22 protein-coding genes and 1 other RNA gene are annotated in these 26885 nt (G+C 67.6%); 8 read left to right on the top strand and 15 right to left on the bottom strand.

The window, feature by feature from the left end; translation table 11 throughout:
- Positions 1–125: 125 nt before the first annotated feature.
- Both XcuCFBP2542_RS13150 and XcuCFBP2542_RS13155 read right to left on the bottom strand, forming a co-directional pair.
- Positions 126–614 carry an Rrf2 family transcriptional regulator gene (locus tag XcuCFBP2542_RS13150; RefSeq protein WP_104604011.1) on the bottom strand — a complete coding sequence of 163 codons (489 nt, stop codon included), beginning with the start codon at positions 612–614 and terminating at the stop codon, positions 126–128.
- Between the two features lie 107 nt (positions 615–721).
- The gene (locus XcuCFBP2542_RS13155) at positions 722–2548 is read right to left on the bottom strand and encodes a GGDEF domain-containing protein (protein ID WP_104604061.1); all 1827 of its coding nucleotides are present in this window, start codon (positions 2546–2548) and stop codon (positions 722–724) included.
- A gap of 459 nt (positions 2549–3007) precedes the next feature.
- Between XcuCFBP2542_RS13155 and XcuCFBP2542_RS13160 the strand changes: the two genes are divergently transcribed.
- Complete coding sequence (locus XcuCFBP2542_RS13160) at positions 3008–4099, top strand: DUF1615 domain-containing protein (RefSeq protein ID WP_249027653.1); 1092 nt, start codon at positions 3008–3010, stop codon at positions 4097–4099.
- A 273-nt stretch (positions 4100–4372) separates the two neighbouring features.
- A complete protein-coding gene (locus tag XcuCFBP2542_RS13165) occupies positions 4373–6697 on the top strand; it encodes a S9 family peptidase (RefSeq protein ID WP_104604013.1) in 2325 nt (774 codons plus the stop codon).
- Between the two features lie 8 nt (positions 6698–6705).
- Here XcuCFBP2542_RS13165 and XcuCFBP2542_RS13170 read toward each other — a convergent pair.
- Positions 6706–6782: non-coding RNA, sX9 sRNA (locus XcuCFBP2542_RS13170), on the bottom strand.
- A 142-nt stretch (positions 6783–6924) separates the two neighbouring features.
- Positions 6925–8886: an alpha/beta hydrolase family protein gene (locus XcuCFBP2542_RS13175; protein ID WP_223214364.1), complete on the bottom strand. Its 1962-nt coding sequence runs from the start codon at positions 8884–8886 to the stop codon at positions 6925–6927.
- Between the two features lie 416 nt (positions 8887–9302).
- Here XcuCFBP2542_RS13175 and XcuCFBP2542_RS13180 point away from each other — a divergent pair, with 416 nt between their 5' ends.
- The 3 genes from XcuCFBP2542_RS13180 to XcuCFBP2542_RS13190 all read left to right on the top strand — a co-directional run bounded on the left by XcuCFBP2542_RS13180 (position 9303) and on the right by XcuCFBP2542_RS13190 (position 11469).
- A complete protein-coding gene (locus XcuCFBP2542_RS13180; protein WP_104604014.1) occupies positions 9303–9788 on the top strand; it encodes a MarR family winged helix-turn-helix transcriptional regulator in 486 nt (161 codons plus the stop codon).
- Between the two features lie 25 nt (positions 9789–9813).
- Complete coding sequence (locus XcuCFBP2542_RS13185; protein WP_104604015.1) at positions 9814–10737, top strand: CPBP family intramembrane glutamic endopeptidase; 924 nt, start codon at positions 9814–9816, stop codon at positions 10735–10737.
- A 270-nt stretch (positions 10738–11007) separates the two neighbouring features.
- Complete coding sequence (locus XcuCFBP2542_RS13190; protein WP_167526952.1) at positions 11008–11469, top strand: DUF4126 domain-containing protein; 462 nt, start codon at positions 11008–11010, stop codon at positions 11467–11469.
- Positions 11470–11478: 9 nt separating this feature from the next.
- Here XcuCFBP2542_RS13190 and XcuCFBP2542_RS13195 read toward each other — a convergent pair whose 3' ends face one another.
- Positions 11479–12465: a glutathione S-transferase family protein gene (locus XcuCFBP2542_RS13195; RefSeq protein ID WP_104604017.1), complete on the bottom strand. Its 987-nt coding sequence runs from the start codon at positions 12463–12465 to the stop codon at positions 11479–11481.
- 337 nt (positions 12466–12802) lie between these two features.
- Here XcuCFBP2542_RS13195 and XcuCFBP2542_RS13200 point away from each other — a divergent pair, with 337 nt between their 5' ends.
- Complete coding sequence (locus tag XcuCFBP2542_RS13200) at positions 12803–14386, top strand: SDR family NAD(P)-dependent oxidoreductase (protein ID WP_104604018.1); 1584 nt, start codon at positions 12803–12805, stop codon at positions 14384–14386.
- Positions 14387–14783: 397 nt separating this feature from the next.
- On the opposite strand, the gene XcuCFBP2542_RS13205 is transcribed toward XcuCFBP2542_RS13200, so the two are convergent.
- From XcuCFBP2542_RS13205 to mdcA, 9 genes are all read right to left on the bottom strand, one after another.
- On the bottom strand, positions 14784–15503 hold the full coding sequence (locus tag XcuCFBP2542_RS13205; protein WP_104604019.1) for a GntR family transcriptional regulator: 720 nt from the start codon (positions 15501–15503) through the stop codon (positions 14784–14786).
- 79 nt (positions 15504–15582) lie between these two features.
- On the bottom strand, positions 15583–16938 hold the full coding sequence (locus tag XcuCFBP2542_RS13210) for an SLC13 family permease (protein WP_104604020.1): 1356 nt from the start codon (positions 16936–16938) through the stop codon (positions 15583–15585).
- 87 nt (positions 16939–17025) lie between these two features.
- Positions 17026–17946, bottom strand: a complete 921-nt coding sequence (gene mdcH / locus XcuCFBP2542_RS13215; RefSeq protein WP_104604021.1) for a malonate decarboxylase subunit epsilon — start codon at positions 17944–17946, stop codon at positions 17026–17028.
- A gap of 184 nt (positions 17947–18130) precedes the next feature.
- The gene (gene mdcB / locus XcuCFBP2542_RS13220; protein WP_104604063.1) at positions 18131–19021 is read right to left on the bottom strand and encodes a triphosphoribosyl-dephospho-CoA synthase MdcB; all 891 of its coding nucleotides are present in this window, start codon (positions 19019–19021) and stop codon (positions 18131–18133) included.
- Positions 19018–19659: a malonate decarboxylase holo-[acyl-carrier-protein] synthase gene (gene mdcG, locus XcuCFBP2542_RS13225; protein ID WP_104604022.1), complete on the bottom strand. Its 642-nt coding sequence runs from the start codon at positions 19657–19659 to the stop codon at positions 19018–19020. The genes mdcB and mdcG overlap by 4 nt, the downstream gene beginning before the upstream one ends.
- Before the next feature lies 1 nt (position 19660).
- Positions 19661–20365, bottom strand: coding sequence for a biotin-independent malonate decarboxylase subunit gamma (gene mdcE / locus XcuCFBP2542_RS13230; RefSeq protein WP_104604023.1), 705 nt, complete (start codon positions 20363–20365; stop codon positions 19661–19663).
- Complete coding sequence (locus tag XcuCFBP2542_RS13235) at positions 20356–21258, bottom strand: biotin-independent malonate decarboxylase subunit beta (RefSeq protein ID WP_211293008.1); 903 nt, start codon at positions 21256–21258, stop codon at positions 20356–20358. The genes mdcE and XcuCFBP2542_RS13235 overlap by 10 nt, the downstream gene beginning before the upstream one ends.
- A gap of 226 nt (positions 21259–21484) precedes the next feature.
- A complete protein-coding gene (gene mdcC, locus XcuCFBP2542_RS13240; protein ID WP_104604024.1) occupies positions 21485–21802 on the bottom strand; it encodes a malonate decarboxylase acyl carrier protein in 318 nt (105 codons plus the stop codon).
- 8 nt (positions 21803–21810) lie between these two features.
- A complete protein-coding gene (gene mdcA / locus XcuCFBP2542_RS13245; RefSeq protein WP_104604025.1) occupies positions 21811–23457 on the bottom strand; it encodes a malonate decarboxylase subunit alpha in 1647 nt (548 codons plus the stop codon).
- A gap of 193 nt (positions 23458–23650) precedes the next feature.
- Between mdcA and XcuCFBP2542_RS13250 the strand changes: the two genes are divergently transcribed.
- Both XcuCFBP2542_RS13250 and XcuCFBP2542_RS13255 read left to right on the top strand, forming a co-directional pair.
- Positions 23651–24172 (top strand): PadR family transcriptional regulator, encoded by a 522-nt coding sequence (locus XcuCFBP2542_RS13250; protein ID WP_104604026.1) that lies wholly within the window; start codon positions 23651–23653, stop codon positions 24170–24172.
- 194 nt (positions 24173–24366) lie between these two features.
- Positions 24367–25155, top strand: coding sequence for a siderophore-interacting protein (locus XcuCFBP2542_RS13255; protein WP_104604027.1), 789 nt, complete (start codon positions 24367–24369; stop codon positions 25153–25155).
- 902 nt (positions 25156–26057) lie between these two features.
- Here XcuCFBP2542_RS13255 and XcuCFBP2542_RS13260 read toward each other — a convergent pair.
- Positions 26058–26792: a YceI family protein gene (locus tag XcuCFBP2542_RS13260; RefSeq protein ID WP_104604028.1), complete on the bottom strand. Its 735-nt coding sequence runs from the start codon at positions 26790–26792 to the stop codon at positions 26058–26060.
- Between the last annotated feature and the right edge of the window lie 93 nt (positions 26793–26885).

Here is a 26885-nt window from a genome sequence, read left to right on the forward strand (position 1 = left end):
CCAGTACAACAAGGACCCCAAGCCGTTGAAGTGGACGTTCGCCGATCCCACTCGGCGCATTACAGCCGATTTCTCGGATTCAGTGGACTAGGGTGTGCTGCGCCCCAGGCCAAAAGCGTGCTGGGTCAATGCGGCGGCGTGCGGCGGCGCTTGGCTGTGGTCTTTGCCGGCTTGCCCGGCGTTGCCGCGCCGGCGCTGCATAAGGCATCGAACTCGCTGGCCAGGGCGGCCAGTGTCACCGACCCCAGGCGATGCAGCAGCCGCGCTTCGGCATCGGCCAGCGCATCGGCGATCGCCGCGTTCACCACGCGCTCCACTCGGCACTGCGGGTTGGACTGGTCGGCGCCGATCGCAAACAGATGCGGGCCGCCGACTGCGCGATGCACATCCAGCAGCGTCACCTGCGCCAGATCGCAGGCAATCTGCCAGCCACCGTTGTGGCCCTTGCTCGATTGCACATAACCGGCACTGCGCAGCCCGGCCATGGTTCGGCGCACCACCACCGCATTGGTCGACAACATGCCGGCGATCTGCTCGGAGGTCATCGGCTGCGCGCTTCTGGCCATGTGCAGCAGCACATGCAACATGCGGGAGAGGCGGCTATCGGTGCGCATGCGGTCCTGGGGTGTTCGGCTGGTTCACGGCAACGACCTGCTGTCGTCACTGCACGATTGTGCCGCAGCACCACGGCATTGTCGCAACACGGCGGTGCGCCGCAGGCTCAGCACACCGCCCATTGATCGCGCCCGGCGGTCTTGGCGGCATACAGTGCCAGATCGGCCTGGCCGAGCAGCAGGTCCAGCTCGGTCGTGGTGCCCGCCGTCGCCATTGCCACATTGACGGCACCCATCGAGAACCGTACCGACTGGCTTTTGGGCAGGCCCGGGATCTGGATCGCGGCCACGACATCGCGCAGGCGTGCGAACACCGCCGGCAATTCGTCCGGGCTGCAGCCCGGCAGCACCAGCAGGAATTCTTCCCCGCCCAATCGACCCAGCCGCTCCTGTGCACGCAGCGCCCGTCGGGAGGCGCTGGCCAGCGCCTTGAGCACGGCATCGCCGCTGGCATGGCCGTGCACGTCGTTGATGCGCTTGAAGTGGTCCAGGTCGATCAGGGCCAGCATGCACGGCGTGCGGGCGCGCACGGCATGATCGATCTGCTGCTGCGCTCTGGCGCGGATGGCGCGGCGGTTGGGCAGGCCGGTGAGTTCGTCGCGCATCGCCAGCCGCGACAACTGGCGGCGGTGCCGCGCACCGAATGCCAGGACCACCAGTGCGGCGAGCAGCAGCAGGCAGGTAGCACACAGGGCGATCCACAAGGTGCGCTGGCCAGCTTCGCGCGCCTGCAGTGCCAGCTGCGCGGTCTCGCTGCGGCGGCGCAGTTCGGCGGTTTCCACGCTGCGACGCGCATCGTCGTAGCGTGCCTGCAAGCGCAGCATCACCGTGTCGCGCTGATGGCTCAGGCTCTGCGCGCGAAGCGCATTGGCGCGTTGCAGCTCCTGATACGCCTCGGCATGCCGCCCTTCGGCGGCCAGTGCCTGCGCAATGGCATCGACCAGCTCCACGCGGCCGGACACGGCGAGCGTCGTCTTGTCCGCGCCGCGCGCGGCGGTAATCGCATCGCGCAGGCCGTCGGCCTTCAAGGCGGTCAGCGCCCGCAGCAACACCGCATGGCAGGCCGCCACCCGGCCCACGTTGCCCTGCGCCTGCATCTGCGGCAAGGCCTCACGCGCCATCGCCAGGGCGGCACCGGCATCGCCGGTCTGGATGAGCGCTTCGCTGGCGCTGGTCAATGCGGCGGCGACCCCGGCCTGATCGTCCAACTCGCGGCTGAGGGCCAGCGCGCGCCGGAAATGCAGCAACGCGACTGCCGGCTGCCGCTCTGCCAGCGAGGTGCCGTATTCGTATTCGATCAGGCTGCGCTGGAAGCGCGAAGGATGCCCGTGCAGGCGCGTCAGGGCGCGCTGCAGGTAGTCCTGTGCATCGTTGACGTCGGCCACCCGGCCAGAGACGCGGCTGGCCAGCGCGCCCAACTGGGTCAACGCGTCCAGTTCCAACGCCAGCACCTGTTCGCGCACGGCGCATTGGTAGCTGGCCTGCGCTGCATTCCAGGCTTCATCGCTGCTACCGGAGGCGAGCATGCTCCACATGTCGACCGTTTCGATCTCGCACAGCAGATCGCTGCGCCCCATCGCGCGCGCCTGCCGGCGCAAGGCATCGAGCCGGCCCACCATGTCGCGATTGGGATTGTCGCGCACATCGCTGAGCGCCTGCACGATCTCCAACCACAGTTGCGCCTGCGCGGCGTTGCCGTGCAAATGCGCGCGCAGGCCGCGGGCACGGGCCAGCGCCGCCTGCCGGCCAGCATTGTCCTCCAGCGAGATCAGCACCCGCGCCTGTGCCAGCAGCGCCCAGAACTGCGCATCGCGATTGCCATCGCGATCGGCCTGGTGCAGCACTTGCCGTGACAGCCCCAGCGCCGCCACCGGATCGTCGAGCGCGGCCAGTTCGATGGTCTTCCAGGGTTGTGGCTGCGCCCAGGCCACCATGCCGTGCAGCAGCAACACCGCGCCGGCGAGCAACCGCCAGCTGCCCTGCACCCACCCCCTCACCTGCGCAACCGCGCGCACCGCAGACGCATCGGCGTCGCGCGCATGCGTGCGGACCGGCAGCAGCTGGCGGTTTGCTGGCGCATTGCGGGCACTCCCTGGGTCGGACAGCGGTGATTCCGGCAAGGCCCACAGCACGGCGCTGCGACCTCGATGGCGAATGATTGCAATGATGGCCATCGGTCACGCCAGATCGTGTGAGCGCCCCGCAGCGTATGAGCGCCGCGCAGATGGACGGGGCCGTTATCGGCCTGATCGCGCCGATCTTGAATGGAGCAAACGGCGATCGTCCTGCTCGCTGTGCCACGGCCGTGCGCGTGCGTCGACCGGCAGGCAGGCACACGGTGGCGGCGTAGACTGCCTCCCGGCGACTGTCGCCTGAAACAGGCTGAAAACGCCGTGATACCGCTCCCGTTCCGCTTGCTCGCCCTGGCTGCCGCCGCCGCGCTGTGTGCCTGCGCCAGCCAGGCCCCACGCGGGCCGCAACGCTCACCCGCGGCAGCCAAGGCCGACATCGCGCGGCGCCTGCCGGCCACGCTCCAGGACCGCAGCGGCTGGGCCGAGGCGGTCTACGTGGCGCTGACCTCGCAAGGGCTGGAGACCAGCGCCGTGCACATTTGCGCCGTGCTGGCGGTGACCGAGCAGGAGTCGAGCTACCAGGCCAACCCGGTGGTGCCCAACCTGGGCCGGATCGCGCGTGCGGAAATCGATCGCCGCGCCGGCGCGCACCATGTCCCTGCCTTCATGGTGGATGCGGCGCTGCGCATCGCCTCGCCGGACGGCCGCAGCTACGCCACCCGCATCGCTGCCGCACGCACCGAGCAGGACCTGAGCCGCCTCTTCGAAGACTTCACCGGCAGCGTGCCACTGGGCGCGCGCCTGTTCGACGGCTTCAATCCGGTCCACACCGCCGGGCCGATGCAGGTGAGCATCGCATTCGCACAACAGCATGCCGAGCGTTATCCGTACCCGATCGACGGCGCGATCCGCCAGGAGGTGTTCAGCCGCCGCGGCGGACTGTGGTTCGGCACCCTGCACCTGCTGGGCTACCCGACCAGCGACGGCGCCTTGCTCTACCGGTTTGCCGACTTCAACGCCGGCTGGTATGCCAGCCGCAATGCCGCCTTCCAGGCCGCGCTGAGCAAGGCCAGCGGCATCGCGCTGGCCCTGGATGGCGACCTGCTGGTTCCCGGTGCCGGCCTGGAGGCGCCAGGCGCCACCGAGCGCGCCGTGCGTGCCCTGGGCAGCCAGCTGGCCTTGAGCGATCGCCAGATCCGCCGCGCGCTGGAGGCCGGCACCACCCTGGAGTTCGAACAGACCGCCCTGTACCGGCAGGTGTTCGCACTGGCCCAGCGCGACGCCGGGCAAGCGTTGCCGCGTGCGGTCCTGCCCGGCATCACCCTGGACAGCCCCAAGATCACCCGCCGCCTCACCACCGCGTGGTTTGCGCAACGGGTGGATGCACGCTGGAAACGCTGCATGAGCCGGTAGCCGGCGGCGGCGCAGGCGCCGACGATGGCGGGCGAACCGGCCTCCATGGTGGCGCACCCTGCGACAGCGGCAGGTCAGCACCGCCACCAACCGCTTACGTCGCCACGGCCTGCGCGCGGCATGCACCGGCTCCACCAGCCCGCGCGCGGCGCATTGGCGATGGCGTGGCTGCGCACACGAGGTCTGGCGCAGGCAGACCACGATGGCGACAGGTAGCATCGGGTCTTCGCGCGGCCGGTGGCTGCGCGCTCCCTTCGTGCCGGAGACTCCACCATGCCCACCCCGTTGCCGATGCGGCACCTGTTTGCTGCCATCGCCCTGATCGCCGTGCCCTGCATCGCCGGCGCGCAGACACCTCGCGTGAGCGAGGCCGACTACGCGCGTGCCGAACGCCTGGTCAACTATCTTGCACAGCCGCTGGTCGATCGTGTCGCTACCCGCATCGACTGGCTGGATGCCACCCATGTGGTCTATGTCGATCACGACGCCACCGGCGATCGCCTGCTGCAACTGGACACCGCCACCGGCAAGACTGCGCCGATCTTCAAACAGCCTGCGCTGGTTCGCTCGCTCAACACGCTGCTGAAGACCGGCGACAAGCCGCTCAAGGCCGACAGCTTCGCACCAGCAGTCAAACGCACCGCCGATGGCCGCTACCGCCTCAGCGTGCGCGGCACGGCGGTGGTCTGCGACACGCGGGCGCGCTGCAGCAAGCTGTATGCGAAAGACAATCCGGAACCGGGTGTGCTGTCGCCGGACAAACGCAGCGAAGCATTCATCCGCAACTGGAACCTGTGGGTGCGCGATCTGGCCAGCGGCAGCGAGACCCAGCTCACCCGCGATGGCGTGGAAAACTTCGGCTACGCCACCGACAACGCCGGCTGGCAGCACACCGACAACGCCATCGTTGCGTGGTCGCCGGATTCGCAGAAGATCGCCACTTTCCAGCAGGACCAGCGCAAGACCGGCGACATGTACCTGGTCAGCACCAAGCTGGGGCACCCCGAGTTGCAGTCCTGGAAGTACCCGCTGGCCGGCGACAAGGACGTGACCATGATCGAACGCGTCATCGTCGATGTGCCCACGCGCAATGTGCTGCGCCTGCAACTGCCACCGGATCAGCACCGCTCCACCTTGTGCGACGACGTGAGCTGCTCGCCGGGCCTGTGGGACGATGTGAAATGGGCGCCGGACGGCAAGACGCTGGCCTTTGCCTCCACCTCGCGCTTCCACAAGCAGACCTGGCTGCGCATCGCCGATGTCGCCACCGGGCAGGTACGCACCGCGTTTGAGGAAACCGCCAAGACCTACTACGAAAGCGGCCAGGTCGCCGCCAACTGGGCCTATCTGCCCGGCAGCAACGAGGCGGTGTGGTTCTCCGAGCGCAGCGACTGGGGCCAGCTGTATCTGTACGACCTGGCCACCGGCAAGCCCAAGCATGCCATCACCACCGGCGAAGGCAACGTCACCGAGCTGCTGCGCGTGGACCCGGTGAGCCGCACCGCGTGGTTCATGGCGGTGGGCCGCTCTGCGGGCGTGGACCCGTACTACCAGCAGCTGTGGAAAGTGAGCCTGGATGGCGGCGCGCCGGCGCTGCTGACGCCGGAGGTGGCCGACCACAGCGTGGTGCTGTCACCCGATAGCGCGCGTTTTGTGGACACCTATTCCACCTCGGTTGTCCCGCCGGTCACGCAGCTGCGCGATGCCAGTGACGGACGCACGCTCAGCACGATTGCCACGGCCGACATCAGCCGCCTCAAGGCCGCCGGCTGGGTGCCGCCGGAGCCGATCACGGTCACCGCGCGCGATGGCAAGACCACGCTGTACGGGCTGATGTTCAAGCCGAGCAACTTCGACCCCGCACGCAAGTATCCGGTGATCGACTATGTCTACCCCGGCCCGCAGACCGGCTCGGTGCGCGGGCGCAGCTTCCTGGCCGGCCACGGCGACAACCAATCGTTGGCCGAGCTGGGCTTCATCGTGATCGCCATCGACGGCATGGGCACCCCATGGCGCTCCAAGACCTTCCACGACACCTGGTACGCCAACATGGGCGACAACACGCTGCCCGACCAGGTGGCGGCGGTGAAGGAACTCGGCCAGCGTTATCCATGGTTCGACACCAGCCGCGTCGGTATCTGGGGCCATTCGGGCGGCGGCAACGCCTCCACCGCCGCGATGCTGCGCTACCCCGAGGTGTTCAAGGTGGCCTGGTCGGAAAGCGGCAACCACGACAACCGCGGCTACGAGGACGACTGGGCCGAGAAGTATCACGGCGAACACATCGTCAATAAGGACGGCAGCTCCAACTACGACGACCAGGCCAATGCCACCCACGCCAGCAAGCTCAAGGGCCGGTTGATGCTGGTGCACGGCACGCTGGACGACAACGTGCCGCCCTACCTCACCCTGCTGGTGGCCGATGCGCTCATCAAGGCCAACAAGGATTTCGACATGCTGATGCTGCCCAACGCCAAGCATGGCTATGGCGAGCTCACACCCTACGTCACCCGCCGCCGCTGGGACTACTTCGTGCAACATCTGCTCGGCGCCACTCCGCCGACGCAGTACCAGATGAAGCCGATGCCGGACAGGTAGGTAAGCGCGGCTGACAGCACGTAGCGAGCGCGCGTCAGGGAGGTATGGACGGCGTGCCCAGAACCGGAGTGTACGCAGGGGACATGCCGATTCCGCGCACCGGCCATGCCCATCTAGCGGCTACGCAGTCGTTTTGCCAGCCACTCCTGTTCAACAGCACAGGCAGCGGCAGATAGCGCTGACCACGGTCGGTCTCGATCCAGAAACCGACCTGATGAACAAGTGCATCACTTCGCCGTACTGCCGCCAAGCTGCTTGCTCAGGAACGCCAGCAACCGCGTGTAGTACTCCCGACGATGCGCCTCGGTGTAGAAGCCATGGCCTTCGTTGGCGAAGTACAGCGATTCCACCGGCACGCCGGCGCCCTTCAAGGCGCGTTCCATCGCCTTGGTGTGCTCGATCGGCGCGCGCTCGTCCTTGCCGCCGGCCGCCAGGAACACCGGCACCTTGATCTGCCGTGCCAGCGTCACCGGCGAGCGTGCCGCCAGGGTGTCGCGCGCGCCCAACCAATCCACGGTCCAGTTCTTGGCCCAGCGTGCGTAACGGGCGGTATCGCGCGCCATCATGTCCAGGTCGTACACACCCACATAGCCCGCGGCGCAGCGGTACAGCGCCGGCTCCTTGGCCACGCCCATCAGTGCCGCGTAACCGCCATAACTGGCTCCGTAGAGGCAGATGCGCTGCGCATCGGCAATGCCTTCGGCGATCGCCCACCGCGTGGCATCGGTGACATCGTCCTGCATGCGCCCGCCCCACTCCTTGGCGCCAGCCTGGGTAAACGCATCCCCGTAGTTGGCCGAGCCACGGTAGTTGACGCGCAGCACCGCGTAGCCGGCTGCCGCCAGCAACTGGGTCTCGTCGTCGAACGCCCACTTGTCAAACACGCCAAACGGGCCGCCGTGCGGCATCACGATCAGTGGCAGCGGCTTGCCGGCAGCGGCGTGCAGGGGCTGGGTCAGGTAGCCGTGCAATACCAGGCCATCGCGCGCCTTGAAGCTCACCTGCCTGCTCGGCGGCACCGTATCGGGCGGGAACCATTCGCGGCTGCTGAACACCCGGTCGGCCTTCTTGCTCACCGTGTCGAACAGGTAATAGTCGCCGTTGTTGCGATCGCTCCACACATAGACCAGGGCCAGGCGGCGGTCGCTGGTGGCCGAGGTGATGTAGATCGCATTGCCGTCGAAGGCCTTCTCCAGGCTGCGGTACAACCGCGCAGTAGGCGATGTCTCGTCGAAGAACCGGTTCCGCACCCGATCGCTCATGTAGGACGCACCGATCGGCGTGGTGCCATCCAGGTCGCGCAGGATGCGGTACGGGTCGACGGTGTCGTCGCGTAGCAACGGCGTGGACTTGTCGGTTGCCGGATCCCAGGCCACCAGCGCATCCGGGCCGCTGGCCTGCTCCACCTGCAGATAGGCCAGCGTGCCATCGGCGGAAAAACCCAATGGATACTCGCGGTGCTGACTACTGGCCGAGTCGTTGATCAGCCGCCACGGTGCAGCATCGTTGTCGCGGTAATACAGCTTGCTGACGTTGCTGATGTCCAACCCCCGGGCGAAGCGGATCCGCCCCTGCTGATCGGTCGCAAAACTCGCCCGCCGCACCGGCGAGGTGGCCACGGTACTGCGCCGGCCGGTCTGGATATCCAGCTTGTCGATGCGGATGCTCGGGTCGCCCACGAAGGGAACCGTGGACACCAGGATGGTGCGCGGGTCGTCGCGCAAGGTGTCCAGCATGAAGGTGGCCGGGTCCAGATCCATCTTCAGCTGCGCACCGTTGATGTCGGGATTGGTGCCATAGGGGCTGGCCAGCAGCCGGCTGTTCTTGCCATCGGCATCGATGGCGTGCAGCTGGCCGATCGCCACCGGCTCGTCGCGCGAGCCCAGCCGCTGCGCCATCGACACCACCATGCGCTCGTCGCTGGCCCACCAGAAATCGTCCACCACGCTGTCGGCGCCGCCGGTGATCTTCGCAGTGGCTACCTTGTCCTGCCGGCGCACGATGCCCAGCACGGTGCGGTCTTCCAGCGGCATGGTCAGCGCGAAATACGCGCCCGACGGCGAAATCTTGATGCGTTCGAACTGGTCCCGCTTGAGGTACGGCGCCAGCTCTACCGCTTCCTGCGCCTGTCCCGGCATCGCCGCGACCAACGCAAGCACACACCCCACCACCCGCATCCAATAACGCATATCGCCCCCTGCGATCTGTCCTTGAGGCCGCCATAGTGGCAAAGGCGTCGCGTGGCGTCCATGTCCTGTGCCACGCCGCGTCGGGCCAGTCGCTGCTGCAGCCACGCAGGCCGGAATGCCTGCGGTGACAGCGCGCAGCTGCGATGCACAGCCCGACCAGATGCATGCGGTGCTGTGCGGCATGTCACCGGTCAACGCTCTCGGTCAGCGCGCGGCAGCGCGCCGCTGGCCCGGCAGGCCGATCCGCCGGAACCACGGTTCCAGCGGCACCATCGCCAGCCGTGGCACCGCCGCCGGCAGACTCAGCGCCAAAGCCCAGCATGACCAACGCAGCGGCAGGGCGGCCACCGGATCGCGTCATGCCCCCAAACTTTCGGCACATGGCGTAAATACAACAGCGCTTATATATTTGCGCCATGAGCACACTCACTCCCACACTGGGCACCCTGGTCCGGCACCTGATCGAGTTGCTGGATGGCGATCTCGAAGCGGTGTACGCGGCCTCCGGGCTCGCCTGGCGGCCGCGCTACACGCCGGTGCTGCGCGTGCTGATGCGGCTCGGCCCTGCGTCCATCAAGGTGCTGGCCCAGGAGATCGGCATCACTCACTCCGCTGCCAGCCAGACCGTTGCACAGATGGCCAAGCAGCGCCTGGTCGTCCTCAAACCCGGTGCCGATGCACGCGAACGCATCGTCGTACTCACCGCCAAGGTCCGGCGCCTGGTTCCCGCCCTGCAGCAGCAATGGGCGGCGACCAATGCGGCGGCGGCACAGCTCGATGCCGAGCTGTCCGTGCCGCTGTCGGCCGTGCTTGCCGAAGCCATCGCCGCGTTGCAGCGGCGCTCGTTCGCAACCCGCATCACCGCAGCAACTGATCCAGCCTCCCGCACTTCCGCCCCATGACCGCTGTATCCACAAGGAGTCGCACATGCCTGCAGTGACGCAATCGCCCCCCACCAGCGCAGCACCTGCCACGCACGCACCCCACGCCATCGCGCTGGGCGAACGCGGCATCCTGCGTCCCGGCCGCCTGCGGTGGTTGCGCGCCTGCGGCTGGGCCGTCGTGCTGTTCTTTCTGGTCGCCATTCCCACCGGCGTAGTGACCCGGTCGCTGGGCAGCTTGTGGCCGAAGAGCAACGAGCCGGTGCAGTTTGCGGTCAGCACCTTCGGTGCGCTGGTGGCCTTGGGCATCTACGCGCTGGCGGTACGCCTGGCCGAACAGCGCACTCCTTCCGAAATCGCCGTGCGCCCCATGCTGCCGCAGCTGGCCATCGGCCTGCTGGCCGGTGCGGCGATGTTTTCTGCGGTCATGGGCATCATGGCGCTGTTCGGTCTTTACGATATCCAGGCAACCGGCCCTGCATCGGCATGGACACCGCTGCGCCAGGCGTTGCAGGCCGGCGTCGTGGAAGAACTGATGATGCGCGCGGCAATCCTGCGGCTGCTGTGGCGCGCGTTCGGCCCCTGGACTGCGTTTGCGGTCTCCTCTGCGGTGTTCGGCTTCAGCCATCTGGGCAACCCCAACGCCACGGTGTTGGCGGCGGTCTGCATCGCCCTGGAAGCCGGCGTGATGCTGGGCGCGTTCTATGCGCTCACCGGCCGCATCTGGGTGTCGATCGGGGCGCACACCGCCTGGAATTTCACCCAGGGCTATCTGTTCGGCGCCGCTGTCTCGGGCATCGCCCCGGGCGCGGCCATCGCGCGCAGCACGCCCAACGCCGCCATGCCCGACATGTTCACCGGCGGTGTGTTCGGCCCTGAAGCGTCGCTACCTGCGGCGCTGGTGTGCCTGGCCGTTGGGCTGAGCGTGGTCTGGGTGGCATGGCGTACGGGCAGGTTCGCCGTGCGCTGATCGCGCACTGGCGCATCCACCCACTCGCCTTTATACGCATCGCTCCATCGCACAGCCGCGACAGGACATTCCACTGGCGCGCAGGTCCTGCAGCGATCTGTGCGCCAGTCGTGCACCACATGCCAACCTATGGCAGACCCACGAGCGAACTGCTCGGTACGCATCTTGCCAACCTCCACACACGCCACCCTCTAGGCTGGGTTTTTCGATCCATCGTGACGGCACGCAGCGCATTGCGCCTGCGGTCGCGCGACACGCACGGAGGTGTTTATGGCGTTGATTCATTCCATCCTGATGGGCGCGGTGGCCGGCATGCGCTCGATGACCCCGCTTGCTGCGGTCGCCAATGCCGCACGCAGCGGGAAGCTTCCCCGCGACAACGGTGCCCCCGGCCTACTGGCCAACCCACTGGCCTCGGCCGGCATGCTGGCGCTGGCCAGCGGTGAAATCGCCGGGGACAAGATGAAAAGCGCACCCGACCGCATCGTGTTGCCCGGCATGGTGGCGCGCGTGGCCACCGGCATGCTCGCCGGTGCGGCATTGGCACCACGTCACCAGCGTGGCGTCGCCGCCGTGCTGGGTGCGGCGGCCGCCGTCGGCGCCGCCTACCTCACCTTCAACCTGCGCATGCGGGCGATCGAGCGTTATGGCCAGACCAGCACCGGCGCCGTGGAGGATGCGATTTCGGTGGGCGCTGCTGCATTGATCGTGCGCAGCGCGGCACACGAGTAAGCGTGCGGACTAGCCGCCCTGGTGCGCCTCGCGCCCGTGCGGCGCCAGCAGGTCCAGCACCGGGCCCAGCGGCACGATCCCGGTGGGATTGATCGTGTCGTGGCTCTGGTAGTAGTGGCCCTTGATGTGCTGGAAATCCACCGTCTCGGCGATGCCGGGCAGCTGGTATAGCTCGCGCAGAAAGCCCGACAAGTGCGGGTAATCGGCAATGCGGCGCAGATTGCACTTGAAGTGCCCCACGTACACCGCGTCGAAGCGCACCAGCGTGGTGAACAGGCGCCAGTCGGCTTCGGTCAAGGTGTCGCCACACAGATAGCGTTGCTGGCCCAGGCGTGCCTCAAGCCAATCCAACGACTCAAAAAGTGGGCTTATCGCGTCTTCGTAAGCGCGCTGCGTGGTGGCAAATCCCGCCTTGTACACGCCATTGTTGACGGTGTCGTAGACACGCGCATTGACCGCATCGATCGCTGCCCGCAACGGCGCGGGATAGTAATCGCCCGCGCGCGCGCCGACCGCATCGAACGCGCTGTTGAACATGCGGATGATATCGGCCGATTCGTTGCTCACCACCGTCTTGCGCTCGCGGTCCCACAGCACCGGCACGGTCACCCGCCCGGAGTACTGCGGGTCGGCCTTGAGATAGACCTGGTACAGACGTTGCGCGTGATTGACCGAATCTTCCACCACCCCCGGGCCTGCATCGAAGGTCCAGCCGTGTTCGCCCATCAGCCAGTTCACCACCGACACATCGATCATCGACTGCAGGCCTTTCAGGTGGCGAAAGATCAAGGTGCGATGCGCCCACGGGCAGGCCAGCGACACATACAGGTGATACCGCCCCGCCGCAGCCTGGAATCCGGCCTCCCCATGCGGGCCGGCCGCCCCATCGCGCGTCACCCAGTTGCGGAACTGCGATTGCGAGCGCTCAAAGTGCCCATCGCTGCTGTCGGTGTCATACCAACGGTCTTGCCACTTGCCCTCGACCAGCAGGCCCATGATTTTTCCTTGCAACCGGCACAGGCTCTCCAACGTAGCCGACCGGCGTTGCAGGACATGTGAGCGCTGCCCCCCTCCGGCCGCCAAGGCGCCGCCCACAACGGCAACGCCATGGCAGGTGGACCACGACCGAGGAGCTGGACGGTAGCGAGCGGCAGGACCTCGCCCTGGTGCCCGATTGGCGCGGTGCCGCGCCAATCGGCGAAAATGCGCGAGCGCACTGCGGCGCATCTGGTCACGCGGCCCCCGGCCGGCGGACCGTTGCCCTGCCCTGGTGCCGGACCTCGCAGGCTTCCGTCCGCAGCAGCTGCGCCATTGCCCCTTCCTTGGATCCGTCTTGAACACCACCGCCCCGCCCCCGCCCGCCGCCGACCTGCCACTGACCGACCGCCTGCGCGCCGCGCTGGATGTGCTGGAAGCCATCGATGCCGACCGCAGCGTCCTCGACTCCCTGCCCGAGGCCGACCGCGTGCGCCTGCACCAGGTGGTGGCCCGCGTCTACCACCCCGAGCCCAAGGCGCGCCGCCAGTTGCTCAAGCAGCGCGAACGCGAGCGGCACCAGGAGAAGGTGCGCAAGGCCGAAGCCCTGCTCGAACAACGCGGCATCCGCGCGTTGCGGCGCAAACCGGTGTTCAGCACGCCGAACTACTTCCCGCCACACGCCGCCGGCCTGCACGACGCGCACAACGGCGAGAACGCCGCCGCCGAGGAGCCGACGCATTCGCCCGAGCTGCGCCACTGCTATGTGTGCAAGCAGAAATTCACCCAGCTGCACGATTTCTACGACCAGATGTGCCCCGCCTGCGCCGAGCTGAATTTCTTCAAGCGCACCGAAACCGCCGACCTGCGCGGGCGTGTTGCATTGCTCACCGGCGGCCGGGTCAAGATCGGCTACCAGGCCGGCCTGAAGCTGCTGCGCGCCGGTGCCGAACTCATCGTCACCACCCGCTTCCCGCGCGATTCGGCCGCGCGTTATGCGCAGGAGCCGGACTTTGCGCAGTGGGGCCATCGCCTGCAGGTGTTTGGGCTGGATCTGCGCCACACGCCCAGCGTGGAGGCGTTCTGCAGCCAGTTGCTGGCCACCCGGCTGCGGCTGGACTTCATCATCAACAATGCCTGCCAGACCGTGCGCCGCCCGCCGCAGTTCTATGCGCACATGATGGCCAACGAAACCGCCGCACTGCACGCCCTGCCGGAGACCGTGCAACGACTGGTTGGCCATTACGAAGGCCTGCGCACGCCCGAGCCCTTGCGGAAGGCCTCGGCCGCTGCGCTGCCAGCGGAACACGGCCGCAGCCTTGACGATGCCGATGGCCTCACCCGCGCCGCCGAGCTTTCACAGATTGCCCTGCTGGACGACGAACTGGTGGGGCAGGAGCACCTGTTCCCCGACGGCCGGCTGGACCAGGACCTGCAGCAGGTGGATCTGCGCGGGCGCAATTCCTGGCGCCTGCTGATGGCCGAAGTGCCGTCGGTGGAATTGCTGGAAACGCAACTGGTCAACGCCATCGCGCCGTTCATCATCAATGCGCGCCTGAAGCCGTTGATGCTGCGCACGCCCGAGCGCGACAAGCACATCGTCAACGTCTCGGCGATGGAGGGCCAGTTCTACCGCAACTTCAAGACCACCCGGCACCCGCACACCAACATGGCCAAGGCCGCGTTGAACATGATGACGCGCACCTCGGCGGCCGATTACCAGAACGACGGCATCCACATGAACAGCGTGGACACCGGCTGGGTGACCGACGAGGATCCGGCCGACATCGCTGCGCTCAAGGTGCAGCAGGAACGTTTTCACCCACCGCTGGATATCGTCGATGGCGCCGCGCGCATCGTCGACCCGATCATTCACGGCTTCAATACCGGCGAACACGTCTGGGGGCAATTCCTGAAGGACTACGCGCCCACGGATTGGTAGCCGTCAGCCCCGCGCCGTGCTGGCGGCAGGCACGCCGAGCGCGCTGGAAGGGCGCGCTCCCAGGTGCCCGGCCGGGCCGGCGGCGATAGAAGATATCGATTTGCGAGCGGCGTTTTTTCACGCCAGCATCACATGTACTGGGATGGGGATGCCGCCACTGGGGCGACAGGCGGATCGGGCCGGCTTTCCACCCGCCACAGCGTATGCGAAGGGGCAAGCATGTATCTGATCCGGGCTCACCAGCGCGCCGTGCAGTCGGCGCTGATCGTTGGCTACGTCTTCCTGCTCGGCTGGGCGGGCTGGCTCTTCACGCACCTGCACTGAACACCGGCAGGCGGCCGCGCTGTCGCCGCAGTCGCCAGCCAGCGTCGGGACCTGCCGCGTCTTCCGGTGGCGCCTACGCCCCACCCGAGCGCGGCAGCGGCGCCGGCACGTTCAACACCCCTCCGGCCGCCACATACGCCGCCAGCGCCTGGCCCTGGCTCAACAGATGCCCGTGCATGGTGCGCTCTGCGCCTTCCGCATCGCCGCGCCGCACGCATTCCATCAGTTGCCGATGCTCGGCCAGCGATTGCGCCATCCGCCCGGGAGTGAGTAACTGCCGCCCGCGATGCATCTTGAGGATGCGATGCAGATCGTGGGTGACGCGGATCAGCCACGGATTGCCGGCGTAGTGCTGCACCGTCTCGTGGATCAGATAATTGTTGCGGTAGTACTCGGCCAGATCGCCGGAGGCGGCCGAGGCCTCCATCGCCGCATGCAACTCTTCCAGGCGCTGCACACCGGCTGCGTCGATGCGCTTGACCGCATCGTGTGCACAGCGGCCTTCCAGCATCGCCATCACCGGGAACAGCTGGTTGAGGTCTTCCAGCGTCAGCCGCGTGACCCGGCTGCCGCGGCCGGCGTCCAGCTGCACCAGGCCTTCGGCCGCGAGCAGCTTGAGGCTTTCGCGCAAGGGGGTGCGGCTGATGCCGAGCTCTTCGGCCAGCGCCGGCTCGTCGATCCATTCGCCCGGCGGCAACGCGTAGTCGTAGATCTTCTGGCGCAGGCGCTCGGCCACTTCCTCGTACAGCGGTACGCGCTTTCTGGCGCTGCGCGAATCAGGGGCGAGGGTCATGGTGGGCAGGTCGTCGGCGTTGGAGCAGGGGCGCCCATTCTACCGGGGCACCCCTGGGCCCTGCCCGATACCGCCGGCCTCACAGCCAACCCGGCACCACGAACAGCAGCCACGCCGCCAGCGGCCCCAACACCACCACCAGCCCGCTATAGACCAGGAAGCGGCGGAACAGGCCGTCGCGTTCTTCCTTGGCGGCCGAGGCCACCACCAGCGCACCATTGGTGGAGAACGGGCTGACATCCACGATCGTGGACGACACCGCCAACGCGCAGATCACCCCGGCGGCACCCAGCTGCCCCTGCATCAGGAACGGCACCGCCAGCGGGATGGTGGCACCCAGCACGGCCGCCGACGAGGCGAATGCGGAGACGATGCCGCCCACATAGCAGACCAGCAACGCGCCGAGTAGCGGCATGCCGATGTGCGAGACGCCGGTGCCGATGTAGTCCACCGCGCCGGCTTTTTCCAGCACCGCCACATAGGTCACCACACCGCTAATCAACAGCACCGTGGACCAGCTGATGCCGTCCACCGCGCCCTTCTGCGCATTCGGCGAAATCAGCGCCAGCGCCACGGCGACGGTGATCGACACCAGGCCGACATTGAGGTTGTAGACCAGCGCCGCAACACCCAGGCCGAGCAAGCCGATCAAGGTGATGACCCGGTCGCGGGTGATCGCCACCGCCTCCAGCGCCAGCGGATCGGTGGACAAGGTGCCACCGCCGGCAGCGACCAGCGCGCCATGGCCTTCGATGGCGAAGCGGCGTTGCGAAGCCTGGTCGCCGGTGACCGGCACATACTGCGCATCGGCCAGCGACGTTGCCTGCCGACGCATCAGCGTGAGCCCGCCGAAGGCGCAGAAACAGATGATCGCCATCATCAGGTTGAAGCCCAGGCTGGTGAGGAATACCGCCATTTCGGTGACATCCAGCCCGGCCTTTTCCACCACCTTGTTGGTGATGCCGCCATACACGCTGATTGGCGAGAACCCACCGCCCTGCGCACCATGGATCACCAGCAGGCCCATCATCAGCGGATTGATGCGGTACTGCTTGGCGAAGCGCAGCGCGACCGGGCCGATGATGGCCACCGCCGCCGGCCCCAACGCGCCGAACGCGGTGAGCAGGCCGGTGATGAGGAACATCACCCACGGAATGGCCACGATATGCCCGCGGACCGCGCGGACCGCCCAATGCACCAGCAGATCGATGGTGCCGTTCTTTTGCGCGATGGCAAACAGATAGGTGATGCCGACCAGGGTCAGGAACAGATCGCCAGGAAAGCCGGCCAGCACCTCCTTGCCGTCAAGCCCCACCCATACCCCACCGACGATGAACGCCAGCGCGAAGGCCACCGCGCCCATGTTGATGGGCAGAGCGGTGGCCACGATAAACATCACAACCAAGCCAAGAATCGTTGCAATTTGCGGGGTCATGCGCCCTCCCAGACACTTGATTCGCGTACAGCACGGATGGCCACCCGCCATCCAGGGGGCACGCTATGTGCGCCACCTGCCGGTCCTTCATGCCGCGCGCTCGCACGCGGCGCCGACCCATTCCACGACACCGTGGATGCCGTGGAATTCATCGACCGAGCGCGCCTCGCACCCCGGTACGACCTCGCGCACCATGCGCGCCAATGCGCTGCCCGGGCCGAGTTCGAGAAACACGCGCGCACCGCGTTCGGCCGCCTGCACCAGCACGTCACGCCAACGCACGGTCTGCGCGATCTGTGCCGACAGGCTGTCGACGACCAGCGCAGGCGTGGTGACCGCGCGTGCATCGATACCGGCCAGCACGCGCACGGCTGGCGCGCGTACGGCCACCTTGTTCAATTCGATGGCGAACGCATCGGCTGCCTCGCGCAGCCACGGCGTATGCGCAGGCACGCTGACCGGCAGCAAGGTCGTGCGCGCACCACGTGCCTGCGCGTCATCGCCCAGCGCCTGCAGTGCGGCGCGTGGGCCGCCAAGCACGGCATGGTCGTCGCCATTGAGGATGGCAAGCGCGGCGCCATGGCTGTTGCAGAGCGATTCAAGCGTGGTCAGTGGCAGGCCGACCACCGCCATCAGCCCGGCGTGCGCGGGACTGGCGGCGTCCATCAGGCGCGCGCGGGTGGCGGCCAGCTGCAGGCAGGTGGCGATTTCCATGCTGCCGGCCACGGCGTGCGCGGCGAGTTCGCCCACGCTATAACCCAGCGCCATCAAGGGCGTCGGCAACTGCTGGCGTAGCGCCTGCCACTGCGCCAGCGTGCCTGCGCAGACCAGCGGCTGGGCGATGGCATTGGCATAGCGGCCGGGATCGGCCGCCAGACGCTGGGACGATGTGCCAAGCAGCGCGTCCGCAAGCGCGACGACCTCAGGCGCAGCCGGCGCATCCGCCACCTGCGCGAACATCTCCGGATGCTGGCCGCCTTGGCCGGGGCAGAGGATGGCCAGGCTCATGGAGTTGCTCGGTGAGCTGTGGTCGGACGGTGTCTGCCAGAGCTGCCCTCATCCGCCCTTCGGGCACCTTCTCCCGTAGACGGGAGAAGGACGGCACCCGGCACAGTAGTAGGTGGTGCGATACGACTGCTCGCACGTTCTGCCACGACACGTGCAGTGAGACGGCGCGGATGGGGATCTGGGCTCATGCGCGCTCCTGGCAGTGCAGAAACCACGCACAGGCCAACAGATCGGCACTGCCGCCGGGGCTGAGCCGGCGTTCGACGAAGCCCTTGCTGAGTGCAGCAAGCCGATCGCGCCAGTTTGGCTGCGCCGTACCGCCATCGGCAAGAAAGCCGGATGCCTGCGCCTTGGCATACGCCAGTCCATCGGCGCCACCGCGATGCAACAGATTGAGATCGTCCACCTGTGCGACCAACTGCATCAGGGTATCCACGAGCGCGGCCTCCTGCGTGGCACCGCTGTTCAACCGGGCACGCAAGGTTGGCAACGCCACCTCGCGCAGCAGCGGATAACCCATCGCGGCCTGCTCGCGCACACCGCTGACCGGGTGCTGCGCACGCATGCGCTGGCCGTTGCTGCGCGGATCCAGCGGCGCGGCCAGCACCGCGTCGCGCCAGACCTGCACGCCCTGGCAGATGACTTCAGCAGCGGGGGGCCGCTGCTGTGCAGCGTGCAGGCGCGCGGCCTGCGCGGTGAGCAGGCCAAGGCTGAAGATGGCACCCCGGTGCGTGTTGATGCCGCCGGTAGCGCGCAGCATGGCGGCCTCGGCGACGATCCCCCGTTCGCGCAGCTGCGCGAAGGGCGCGTTGTCGATCCCGGCCTGGGCGATGGCGACGAAATAGCCCCGCAGTGCAAACAGGCTGCGTAGGAAGGTGGACGCGTCCATGTCGGTGTGGCTGCCGCTGTCGAACGGCGTCACCAGGCCGGGCTTGAACGCACATGCCAATTCCTCGTGCAGCGCGCCAACCGCAAGACGGCCGATGCGGTGCGCCAGCGGGCTGGCGTGGGCCTGTGCAGGGGGCGATGAGTCAGGGTGGTCGAAATACCCCCCGTGTTGCGCCTGCGCCCTCATGCCGCGCTGCATACCGGAAACAGGGCGGCCCGCGGCAGCAGGCGGCATCCGTTACTGGACTTCACCAGCAGCTGCTGCGCACTACCGGCGTATTCGCGCCAGTTCACGGCCCTGTCGTCGGGCAGCAACAGCTCACCATCGGCGCGTTGCCCGTGGCGCTGCTCCCAACGCTGTAACAGCGCGACGACGGCCTGCGCCTGTTCAGGTGTTTCGGCTCCCCACAGCAGGTCCAGATCCGATTGCGCATGCACATAGGCCAGGCCGGTCAACGCCTGCCAGGCGAAGCTGCCGAACACGCGCGGTTGCAGGGCCTCGGCCTGGCATTGCCTCAGCAGGGCCTGCAAGGCCGCTTGCGCGGTCTCCGGAGCGTGCGCGAGTACCGCGTCCAGTGCGAGTGGCGCGGTACAGCGCGCAATGTCATCAACGTGCACGGTCAGCGCCAGGCGCTGCTTGTTTTCTGCAGGCGGCAACGGCACGCCCAGGCGCATGGCACCCGATGCTTCGCTGCCGTCACGGCGCGCCACCACGGCCGGCAGGCCGGCGGCAAACCAGTGCTGCAGCCGCGGCTGCGTGCCCGGGGTGAGCGCTTGCCACTGCGCCGCCGCACGCAACCACACCAGGGCGTGGCGGCCGGCCATGTCAGGCTTCGCCCGCCGCCACGGCGGCAGCGACATCGCGTGCCAGGGTGCGGCCACCGCGTTGCGCACCGCGTACCCGGCGCTGGTCGCCATCCACAGGCGCGGCCAATGCCTCGAGCAGCGCCTGCGCCAGATCGCCTTCCCACAGCGAATCCACCGCGCCCATGCGTACGTAGTTCTCCACACCCGGCGCAAACACCGGCGAGCTCTTGCTAAGCGCCTGCAAGGTTTCCAGCGGTTGCTTGGTGACCCGCGCCATCGCGCGCAGATCCATGACGCGCACCTGTGCACTCGGCAAGGCATGGATGCGATCGGCCATCAGGCCAAAGGACAGGAATCCACCGCTGACCGCTTCGCCATACACCAGCGTGACCAGCCGCGCGCCGCGCTGGCGGGCCACCTCCAACGCGCGCGCCAGATGCGCGAAATAGCCGTTGATGCCAAGCAGCTCGTCGCGACGTGCAAGCCGCTGCCCGGCGGTGTCGGCCAGCATCACGATGGGCCGCTGCGGATGTGCGCGGGTGCTGGCCAGCACGGTGGCGGCCAGCATCAGGGCATGGTCAACGCCCACTTCCAGTGTGTTGGCCGTGCCGATCACCGTCACCTCGCCTGCGACGGTGGTGGCGCTGCCGGTGAGCACATCGTCGTTCCGGGTGATGGCATGACCGAGCGGAAACAGCTGGTCGAGCAACTGGCTCAGGTCCATGGCGTGCTCCGGTCGGCGGTGGCGGCAAGGAAGGCGTCGGTGTCCAGCAGTGGCAGGCGCTGCGCATCGGCGATGCCCTGGCGCGTCCAGATTTCCAGGCTGTCGCGGCAATCGCCGTACGCGTCGATACGCGCGGACAAGTGCTGATGCGCGCGCTCCAGCGACTGCAACGCGGCATCGCCGTCGGGTTCTGAGAGTGCATCCAGCGTGCTGGCGGCGGCATCGGCGAAGGCCGCGATGCGGTCGGCCACCAGGGTGCGCGCTTCGCCGAGCAGATAGCGGTGCTTGCCGCCGGTGACGCGCCACACCAGCGCGCGGTCGCGCGCATCGAATTCCTCCACACCACGCACGGTCTCGATCACATCCGGGCCAGACAACGACAGGCGGCCTTCCTCGGACATGAGCACCGCGCTACAGCAGCGCGCCACGATGCCCATGCCACCGAACGCGCCGTTGCCGCTGCCGATCAACGCCAGCACTGCAATGCCGGCGGCGCGCACGGTCAAGGTGGCACGCATGACCTCGGAGATGGCGATCAGGCCGGCATTGGCTTCATGCAGGCGCACGCCGCCGGTATCGAGCAGCAGCAGCACGGCATCCGGGCGCGTGGCCACGGCACGTTCAAGCAGGCCGGTGAGTTTGGCACCGTGCACTTCGCCGACACCACCACCCATGAAGGCGCCTTGTTGCGCGGCGATCAGCACGTTGCGCCCGCGCAGCGTGCCCTGCCCCACGACGACGCCGTCGTCGAAGGCGCCGGGCACGTCCAGTTGCGCCAGATGCGGGCTGACCAGGCGACGGCGCGGGCCGACGAATTCCTGGAAGCTGCCGGCATCCAGGAGCCCATCGATGCGCTCGCGCGCATCGGCTTCGTAGTAGCTGCGGTCGGCCATGGGAATGGTGGTGCTCATCGGCGTCTCCGGATCGCGTAGGTAGGAGCGCACCCGGGCGCGACTGACGCGTGACCGGAGATGCCCGTCGCACTCTGGCGCGCTCCTACAGCGGCGGCTGCGGCGCATCGGCTGGCGACTCTGTGCGTAGGAGCGCACCCGGGCGCGACGGTGGGGTTACCGGGAACGCCTATCGCGCCCGGGTGCGCTCCTACAGGGGCATGCGGGCTCATGCGTCGGCTCCTTGCAGCACGTCGATCGCCTGGTCAAGGCGCAGGCTCACCACCGCCGGGGTGGCACCGACATCGTTGACGCTGATGCGCACATCGCGCAGTGGATGGCGCGCGGCGAAATCGTCCAGCACCGCTTGCCAGATCGTGCCGAAGCCACGCGCGGCGGTGAGGATGTGGATCTCCATCGCGCCATCCAGCGGCACGCGCTCGACCAGCACTTCCAGATTGCCGGAGGCGACCACGCCCACCAGCGCATGCTCCAGCCCGGCGCCTGCACCGCGCTGGCCGTCAAAACGATAGCGAAGGGTTTCCATGCTCGGCCCTACCAGTTGCGAAAACGTTTCGGCGGGTCGTACAGCCCACCAGACCAGCGCACCAGGTCCTTGACCGTGCGCGCGGCCAGCAGGTCACGCGTGGCATCGCGCGGGCGAATGCCCAGGTCGTCCGGACGCTTGATGACGCCGCGGTCGCGCAGGTTCTCCACCATGCGCTTGTCGCGCCCCAGGCCCACCGCGGTGTAGCCGGATACGCCACGGATCGCCTGCTCGCGTTCTTCCGGGGTGCGGCATAGCAGCAGGTTGGCGATGCCTTCTTCGGTCAGCACATGGCTGACGTCGTCGCCGTAGATCATCACCGGCGGCAGTGGCAGGTTTGCCCGCTCGGCCAGCTCCCAGGCATCGAGCCTGTCGACGAAGGCCGGCGCCATGTGCTCGCGGAAGGTTTCCACCATCTGCACCACCAGCTTGCGCCCGCGCGGCATCTCGCCAGGCCGTGCGGCCTCGCGCCCGGCCTTGAGCCAGGCAGCGCTGGCATGCCGGCGGCCGCGTGCGTCCGAGCCCATGTTGGGCGCGCCACCGAAGCCGGCAATGCGGTCGCGCGTGGCAGTGGAGCTATTGCCCTGCAAATCGATCTGCAGCGTCGAACCGATGAACATGTCGCAGGCATACAGGCCGGCGGTCTGCGACAGCGCGCGGTTGGAACGCATGCTGCCGTCGGCACCGGCGAAGAACACATCCGGGCGTGCGGCGATATACGCCTCCATGCCCAGCTCCGAGCCGAACGCGTGCACCGATTCGACGAAGCCCGACTCGATCGCCGGAATCAGCGCCGGGTGTGGATTGAGCGCCCAATGCCGGCAGATCTTGCCCTTCAACCCCAGCGACTCGGCATAGGTGGGCAGCAACAGTTCGATGGCGGCGGTATCGAAGCCGATGCCGTGGTTGAGGCGCTCCACGCCGTACTCGGCGTAGATGCCCTTGATGGCCAGCATCGCCATCAGCACCTGGATTTCGGAGATCTGCGCCGGGTCGCGGGTGAACAGCGGTTCGATGTAATTGGGCTTGGGCGCCTGGGTGACGAAGTCCACCCAGTCGGCAGGGATATCCACGCGCGGCAAGGTGTCCAGGATTTCATTGACCTGTGCAATCACGATGCCGCCCTTGAACGCCGTGGCTTCCACGATCACCGGCGTGTCTTCGGTATTGGGGCCGGTATAGAGATTGCCGTGGCGATCTGCCGCCTGCGCGGTGACCAGCGCAATGCGCGGAGTGAGGTCGATGAAGTAACGGCCGAACAATTCCAGGTAGGTGTGGATGGCACCGATCTCGATGCGCCCTTCGCTCACCAACCCGGCCAGGCGCGCGGCCTGCGGGCCGGAGAACGAGAAATCCAGCCGCTTGGCGATGCCGCGCTCGAACACGTCCAGATGCGCGGCCAGCGACAGCACCGACTGCACCATGTGCAGATCGTGCACGCGGGCCGGGTCCACCTCGGTCAGGCAACGCGCCAGGAAGTCGGCCTGCTTCTGGTTGTTGCCCTCCAGGCACACCCGGTCGCCGGGTTCGATCACCGCCTCCAGCAGCGCCACCACGTCCTCGGCGGCCACCACCCGCCCATGCGGCGCGAGCGCGGCGGCGCGCTGCAGGCGCTGGCGGCGGCTTTCGGCCTGGGTGTTCCACTGTCGGCTCATCGCCTCGCCTCACCGGGCCGAGCCCGTAATGTCGAAGTAATTACATCGTAATTATGAAAATTAGCGCTGTCTAGACGCGTTGCAGCATGGGGGCACTGATGACCACAGTCGGTCCGCTAGGCGACAGCTGGGCGCTTGCGATGCCCATCACGTCGGCCTATCGTTTCCACAGGATTCGATCTATCGAATAAGGATGCGCTCCTACCGTCACCACCCACCTGAGCGGGATGCGCTGGCCGGTAGCGCGCGGATGCGGCCGTTGGAGCATGGCGATCCGCGCCTGCTACTGCTGGCACTGATCGACCAACAACCACGCCACGGCTACGCGTTGATGCGGCAGATCGGCGCGCTGTTCGAAGGCCTATACGCGCCCAGCGCCGGTGCGATCTATCCGGCCCTGGCGCAACTGGAAGCCGACGGATTGGTAGAACCCGATCTGCAACGGGGCCGCAAGCGCTACCAAGTCAACGCTGCCGGGCGCCGCTACGCCAATGAACACCGCGATGCACTGGATGCCGCGCTCGCACGTACCCAGCACCGTGCGCGCGCGTTGATCAAGGCGCAGACACCTGCCCCGATCCGCGAGGCGATCCAGCGCATCAAGCACGGCCTGTTCGCACGGCACGGGCAGTGGAGTGGCGCCGAGACCGCACGCATCGCCGCACTGCTCAACGCCGCCGCCGATGGCATGGAGCAGGGCCAGGCCCGAGCATGAGGCTGCGTGCGCACCCTCATCGGCCGCTGCGCGGCACCGTCTCCCCCATGAAGGAGGACAATGTCCCGAGTGGAGAAGGGATAGCGACTGCATCGGCTGGCTGCTGTACCTGTCACGTCATTGATTTCGACCTTCATCGTGTCCCCATTCCCCAACGCCGCGTATCGAAACGGTACCCACAGGAATCGCACTTCATGGCTGCACATACCAACACCCAACTCCGCCGCGACCCGCGCCTGCGTACCGTGCAGGTGGTGCGCTGCACGTCGATCACCCCGCAGATGCGCCGCATCGTGTTCGGTGGCAGTGAACTGGCTGGTTTCCAGAGCGAGGCACCGGACGATCACGTCAAATTGTTCTTCCCCAATGCCGACGGCGCCTTCGTGCTGCCGACGATGACGGCAGACGGCCCCCGCTACGCCGAAGGCGTCGTCCCCTCGCCCGGCCGCGACTACACCCCGCGCCTGTTCGACCCGCAAACCGGCGAACTCGGCATCGACTTCGTGCTGCATGGCGACGGCGTGGCCTCCAACTGGGCGGCACAGGCGCAGCCGGGCGATGCACTGCGCATCGGCGGCCCACGCGGCTCGTTCCTGGTGGCCGACGATTTCGATCATTACGTGCTGCTCGGCGATGAAACCGCGTTGCCAGCCATCGGCCGTTGGCTGGAGGCGATGCCGGCGGACATGCATGCCGAAGTGTTCATCGAAGTGGCCGATGCCAGCGAACGCCAGGAACTGCTGAGCGCGGCCGATGTGGAGGTGTACTGGCTGGAGCGCAATGGCTTCGACGCGGCCAGCAGCACGCTGCTGGAAGACAGCCTGCGTGATTACGAGCCGCACGACGGCGACACGTTCTACTGGATCGGTGCCGAATCGATGCGCGCCCGTGCCATGCGCAAGTTCATCGAAGAGCACCTGGGCGTGGACCGCGAATGGGTGCGCGCGAAAGGCTACTGGAAGGCAAATCCCACAGCGGAGTAACCCCGCCCGTAGGAGCGCACCCGGGCGCGACGGGCTTTCCCGACAAAACCCAGCCCCGTCGGTACAGCGATCGGTAACGCGTTCGCGGCCGTGGCCGCTCCTACAATCGCTGGCGCGCGCGGGGCCACTCCCGGCGTGCAACATCCCCGTAGGAGCGCACCCGGGCGCGACAAGCTTTCCCGACAAAACCCAACCCCATCGGTACAGCGATCGGTAACGCGTTCGCGGCCGGGGCCGCTCCTACAATCGCTGGCGCGCGCGGGGCCACTCCCGGCGTGCAACATCCCCGTAGGAGCGCACCCGGGCGCGACGGGCTTTCCCGACAAAGCCCAGCCCCATCGGTACAGTGATCGGTAACGCCCTCGCGGCCGGGGCCGCTCCTACAATCGCTGGCGCGCGCGGCCACTCACGGCGTGCAACATCCCCGTAGGAGCGCACCCGGGCGCGACGGGCTTTCCCGACAAAGCCCAGCCCCATCGGTGCAGCGATCGGTAACGCCCTCGCGGCCGGGGCCGCTCCTACAATCGCTGGCGCGCGGGGCAACTCACGGCGTGCAACATCCCCGTAGGAGCGCACCCGGGCGCGACGGGCTTTCCCGACAAAGCCCAGCCCCGTCGGTGCAGCTATCGGTAACGCGTTCGCGGCCGGGGCCGCTCCTGCAATCGCTGGCGCGCGCGGCCACTCACGGCGTGCAACATCCCCGTAGGAGCGCACCCGGGCGCGACGGGCTTTCCCGACAAAACCCAGCCCCTTCGGTGCAGCTATCGGTAACGCGTTCGCGGCCGGGGCCGCTCCTACAGAGAACGCGCTTTGCGCACACAAGCAAAAGCCCGCCGATTGGCGGGCTTCTGGGTTGCGGCATCGGGCAGCTGCGTGCATCGATGCCGCGATCTCCGCGCGAATTACTTCGCAGCAGCCGCCTCACCCGCCTTGGCCTGCAAGGCTTCGGTGGTGATGCGGATCTTCACTTCGTCGCTGACGTTCGGGGCGTACTGGCCCACGCCGAAGTCGCTGCGCTTGATCGTGGTGGTGGCATCGAAGCCAGCCGCCGGCACCTTCTTCATCGGGTGCTCGCCGGCACCGTTGAGGGTGACGTCCAGCACGACCGGCTTGGTCTGATCCTTGATGGTCAGATCGCCGGTGACGGTCAGCTTGTTGTTGCCGGCCGCTTCGACCTTGGTGCTCTTGAAGGTGGCGGTCGGGAACTTGGCCGCGTCGAAGAAGTCACCGCTCTTGAGGTGCTCGTCGAACTTGGCGGTGAAGCTGTTCAAGCCGGACAGCGGCAGGGTCACCTGCACGGTGGACTTGGTCACGTCGGCCGCGTCGTATACCAGGGTGCCGTCGACATTGCCGAAGTGCGCGCTGGGGTTGGAGAAGCCGAAATGGCTCCACTGCGCGATCACGTCGGTGTGGCTCGGGTCCAGGGTGTAAGTGCCCGAAGCCACCTGCACGGCCGGTGCGGTGGAGGCGGCCGATTCGGCAGCAGCCGGTGCCGGCGCAGCAGCAGCGGCGGCGGCCGGCGCGGTGGCGGCCGGGGTTTCGGCCGCTGGGGTGGCGGCGTTGTCGGCCGGCTTGGAGCAGGCGGCAATGGCCAGGGTCAGGGCGAGCGGCAGCAACAGCGTGTGGGTGGTCTTCATTGAAACTCCATGTGATGAGAGACGCGTTGGATCAACGCGGATGGGACGAAACGCAGACGGACGAGGACTGCAGGAAACCTGAAAACGGGCACA

The sequence above is a fragment of the Xanthomonas cucurbitae genome (assembly GCF_002939885.1).
Taxonomy (GTDB): domain Bacteria; phylum Pseudomonadota; class Gammaproteobacteria; order Xanthomonadales; family Xanthomonadaceae; genus Xanthomonas; species Xanthomonas cucurbitae.

Bases quoted from the DNA above. Each gene is read 5' to 3' on its own strand.
- XcuCFBP2542_RS13165 (WP_104604013.1), top strand. From the start codon at position 4,373: ATGCCCACCCCGTTGCCGATGCGGCACCTGTTTGCTGCCATCGCCCTG.
- XcuCFBP2542_RS13195 (WP_104604017.1), bottom strand. From the start codon at position 12,465: ATGGGCCTGCTGGTCGAGGGCAAGTGGCAAGACCGTTGGTATGACACC.
- XcuCFBP2542_RS13175 (WP_223214364.1), bottom strand. From the start codon at position 8,886: ATGCGTTATTGGATGCGGGTGGTGGGGTGTGTGCTTGCGTTGGTCGCG.
- XcuCFBP2542_RS13210 (WP_104604020.1), bottom strand. From the start codon at position 16,938: ATGACCCCGCAAATTGCAACGATTCTTGGCTTGGTTGTGATGTTTATC.
- mdcC (WP_104604024.1), bottom strand. From the start codon at position 21,802: ATGGAAACCCTTCGCTATCGTTTTGACGGCCAGCGCGGTGCAGGCGCC.
- mdcH (WP_104604021.1), bottom strand. From the start codon at position 17,946: ATGAGCCTGGCCATCCTCTGCCCCGGCCAAGGCGGCCAGCATCCGGAG.
- XcuCFBP2542_RS13180 (WP_104604014.1), top strand. From the start codon at position 9,303: ATGAGCACACTCACTCCCACACTGGGCACCCTGGTCCGGCACCTGATC.
- XcuCFBP2542_RS13260 (WP_104604028.1), bottom strand. From the start codon at position 26,792: ATGAAGACCACCCACACGCTGTTGCTGCCGCTCGCCCTGACCCTGGCC.
- XcuCFBP2542_RS13190 (WP_167526952.1), top strand. From the start codon at position 11,008: ATGGCGTTGATTCATTCCATCCTGATGGGCGCGGTGGCCGGCATGCGC.
- mdcE (WP_104604023.1), bottom strand. From the start codon at position 20,365: ATGGACCTGAGCCAGTTGCTCGACCAGCTGTTTCCGCTCGGTCATGCC.
- XcuCFBP2542_RS13155 (WP_104604061.1), bottom strand. From the start codon at position 2,548: ATGGTGGCCTGGGCGCAGCCACAACCCTGGAAGACCATCGAACTGGCC.
- XcuCFBP2542_RS13235 (WP_211293008.1), bottom strand. From the start codon at position 21,258: ATGGCCGACCGCAGCTACTACGAAGCCGATGCGCGCGAGCGCATCGAT.
- XcuCFBP2542_RS13150 (WP_104604011.1), bottom strand. From the start codon at position 614: ATGCGCACCGATAGCCGCCTCTCCCGCATGTTGCATGTGCTGCTGCAC.
- mdcG (WP_104604022.1), bottom strand. From the start codon at position 19,659: ATGGCCGGCCGCCACGCCCTGGTGTGGTTGCGTGCGGCGGCGCAGTGG.
- XcuCFBP2542_RS13205 (WP_104604019.1), bottom strand. From the start codon at position 15,503: ATGACCCTCGCCCCTGATTCGCGCAGCGCCAGAAAGCGCGTACCGCTG.
- XcuCFBP2542_RS13255 (WP_104604027.1), top strand. From the start codon at position 24,367: ATGGCTGCACATACCAACACCCAACTCCGCCGCGACCCGCGCCTGCGT.
- XcuCFBP2542_RS13185 (WP_104604015.1), top strand. From the start codon at position 9,814: ATGCCTGCAGTGACGCAATCGCCCCCCACCAGCGCAGCACCTGCCACG.
- XcuCFBP2542_RS13250 (WP_104604026.1), top strand. From the start codon at position 23,651: ATGCGCTCCTACCGTCACCACCCACCTGAGCGGGATGCGCTGGCCGGT.
- mdcB (WP_104604063.1), bottom strand. From the start codon at position 19,021: ATGAGGGCGCAGGCGCAACACGGGGGGTATTTCGACCACCCTGACTCA.
- mdcA (WP_104604025.1), bottom strand. From the start codon at position 23,457: ATGAGCCGACAGTGGAACACCCAGGCCGAAAGCCGCCGCCAGCGCCTG.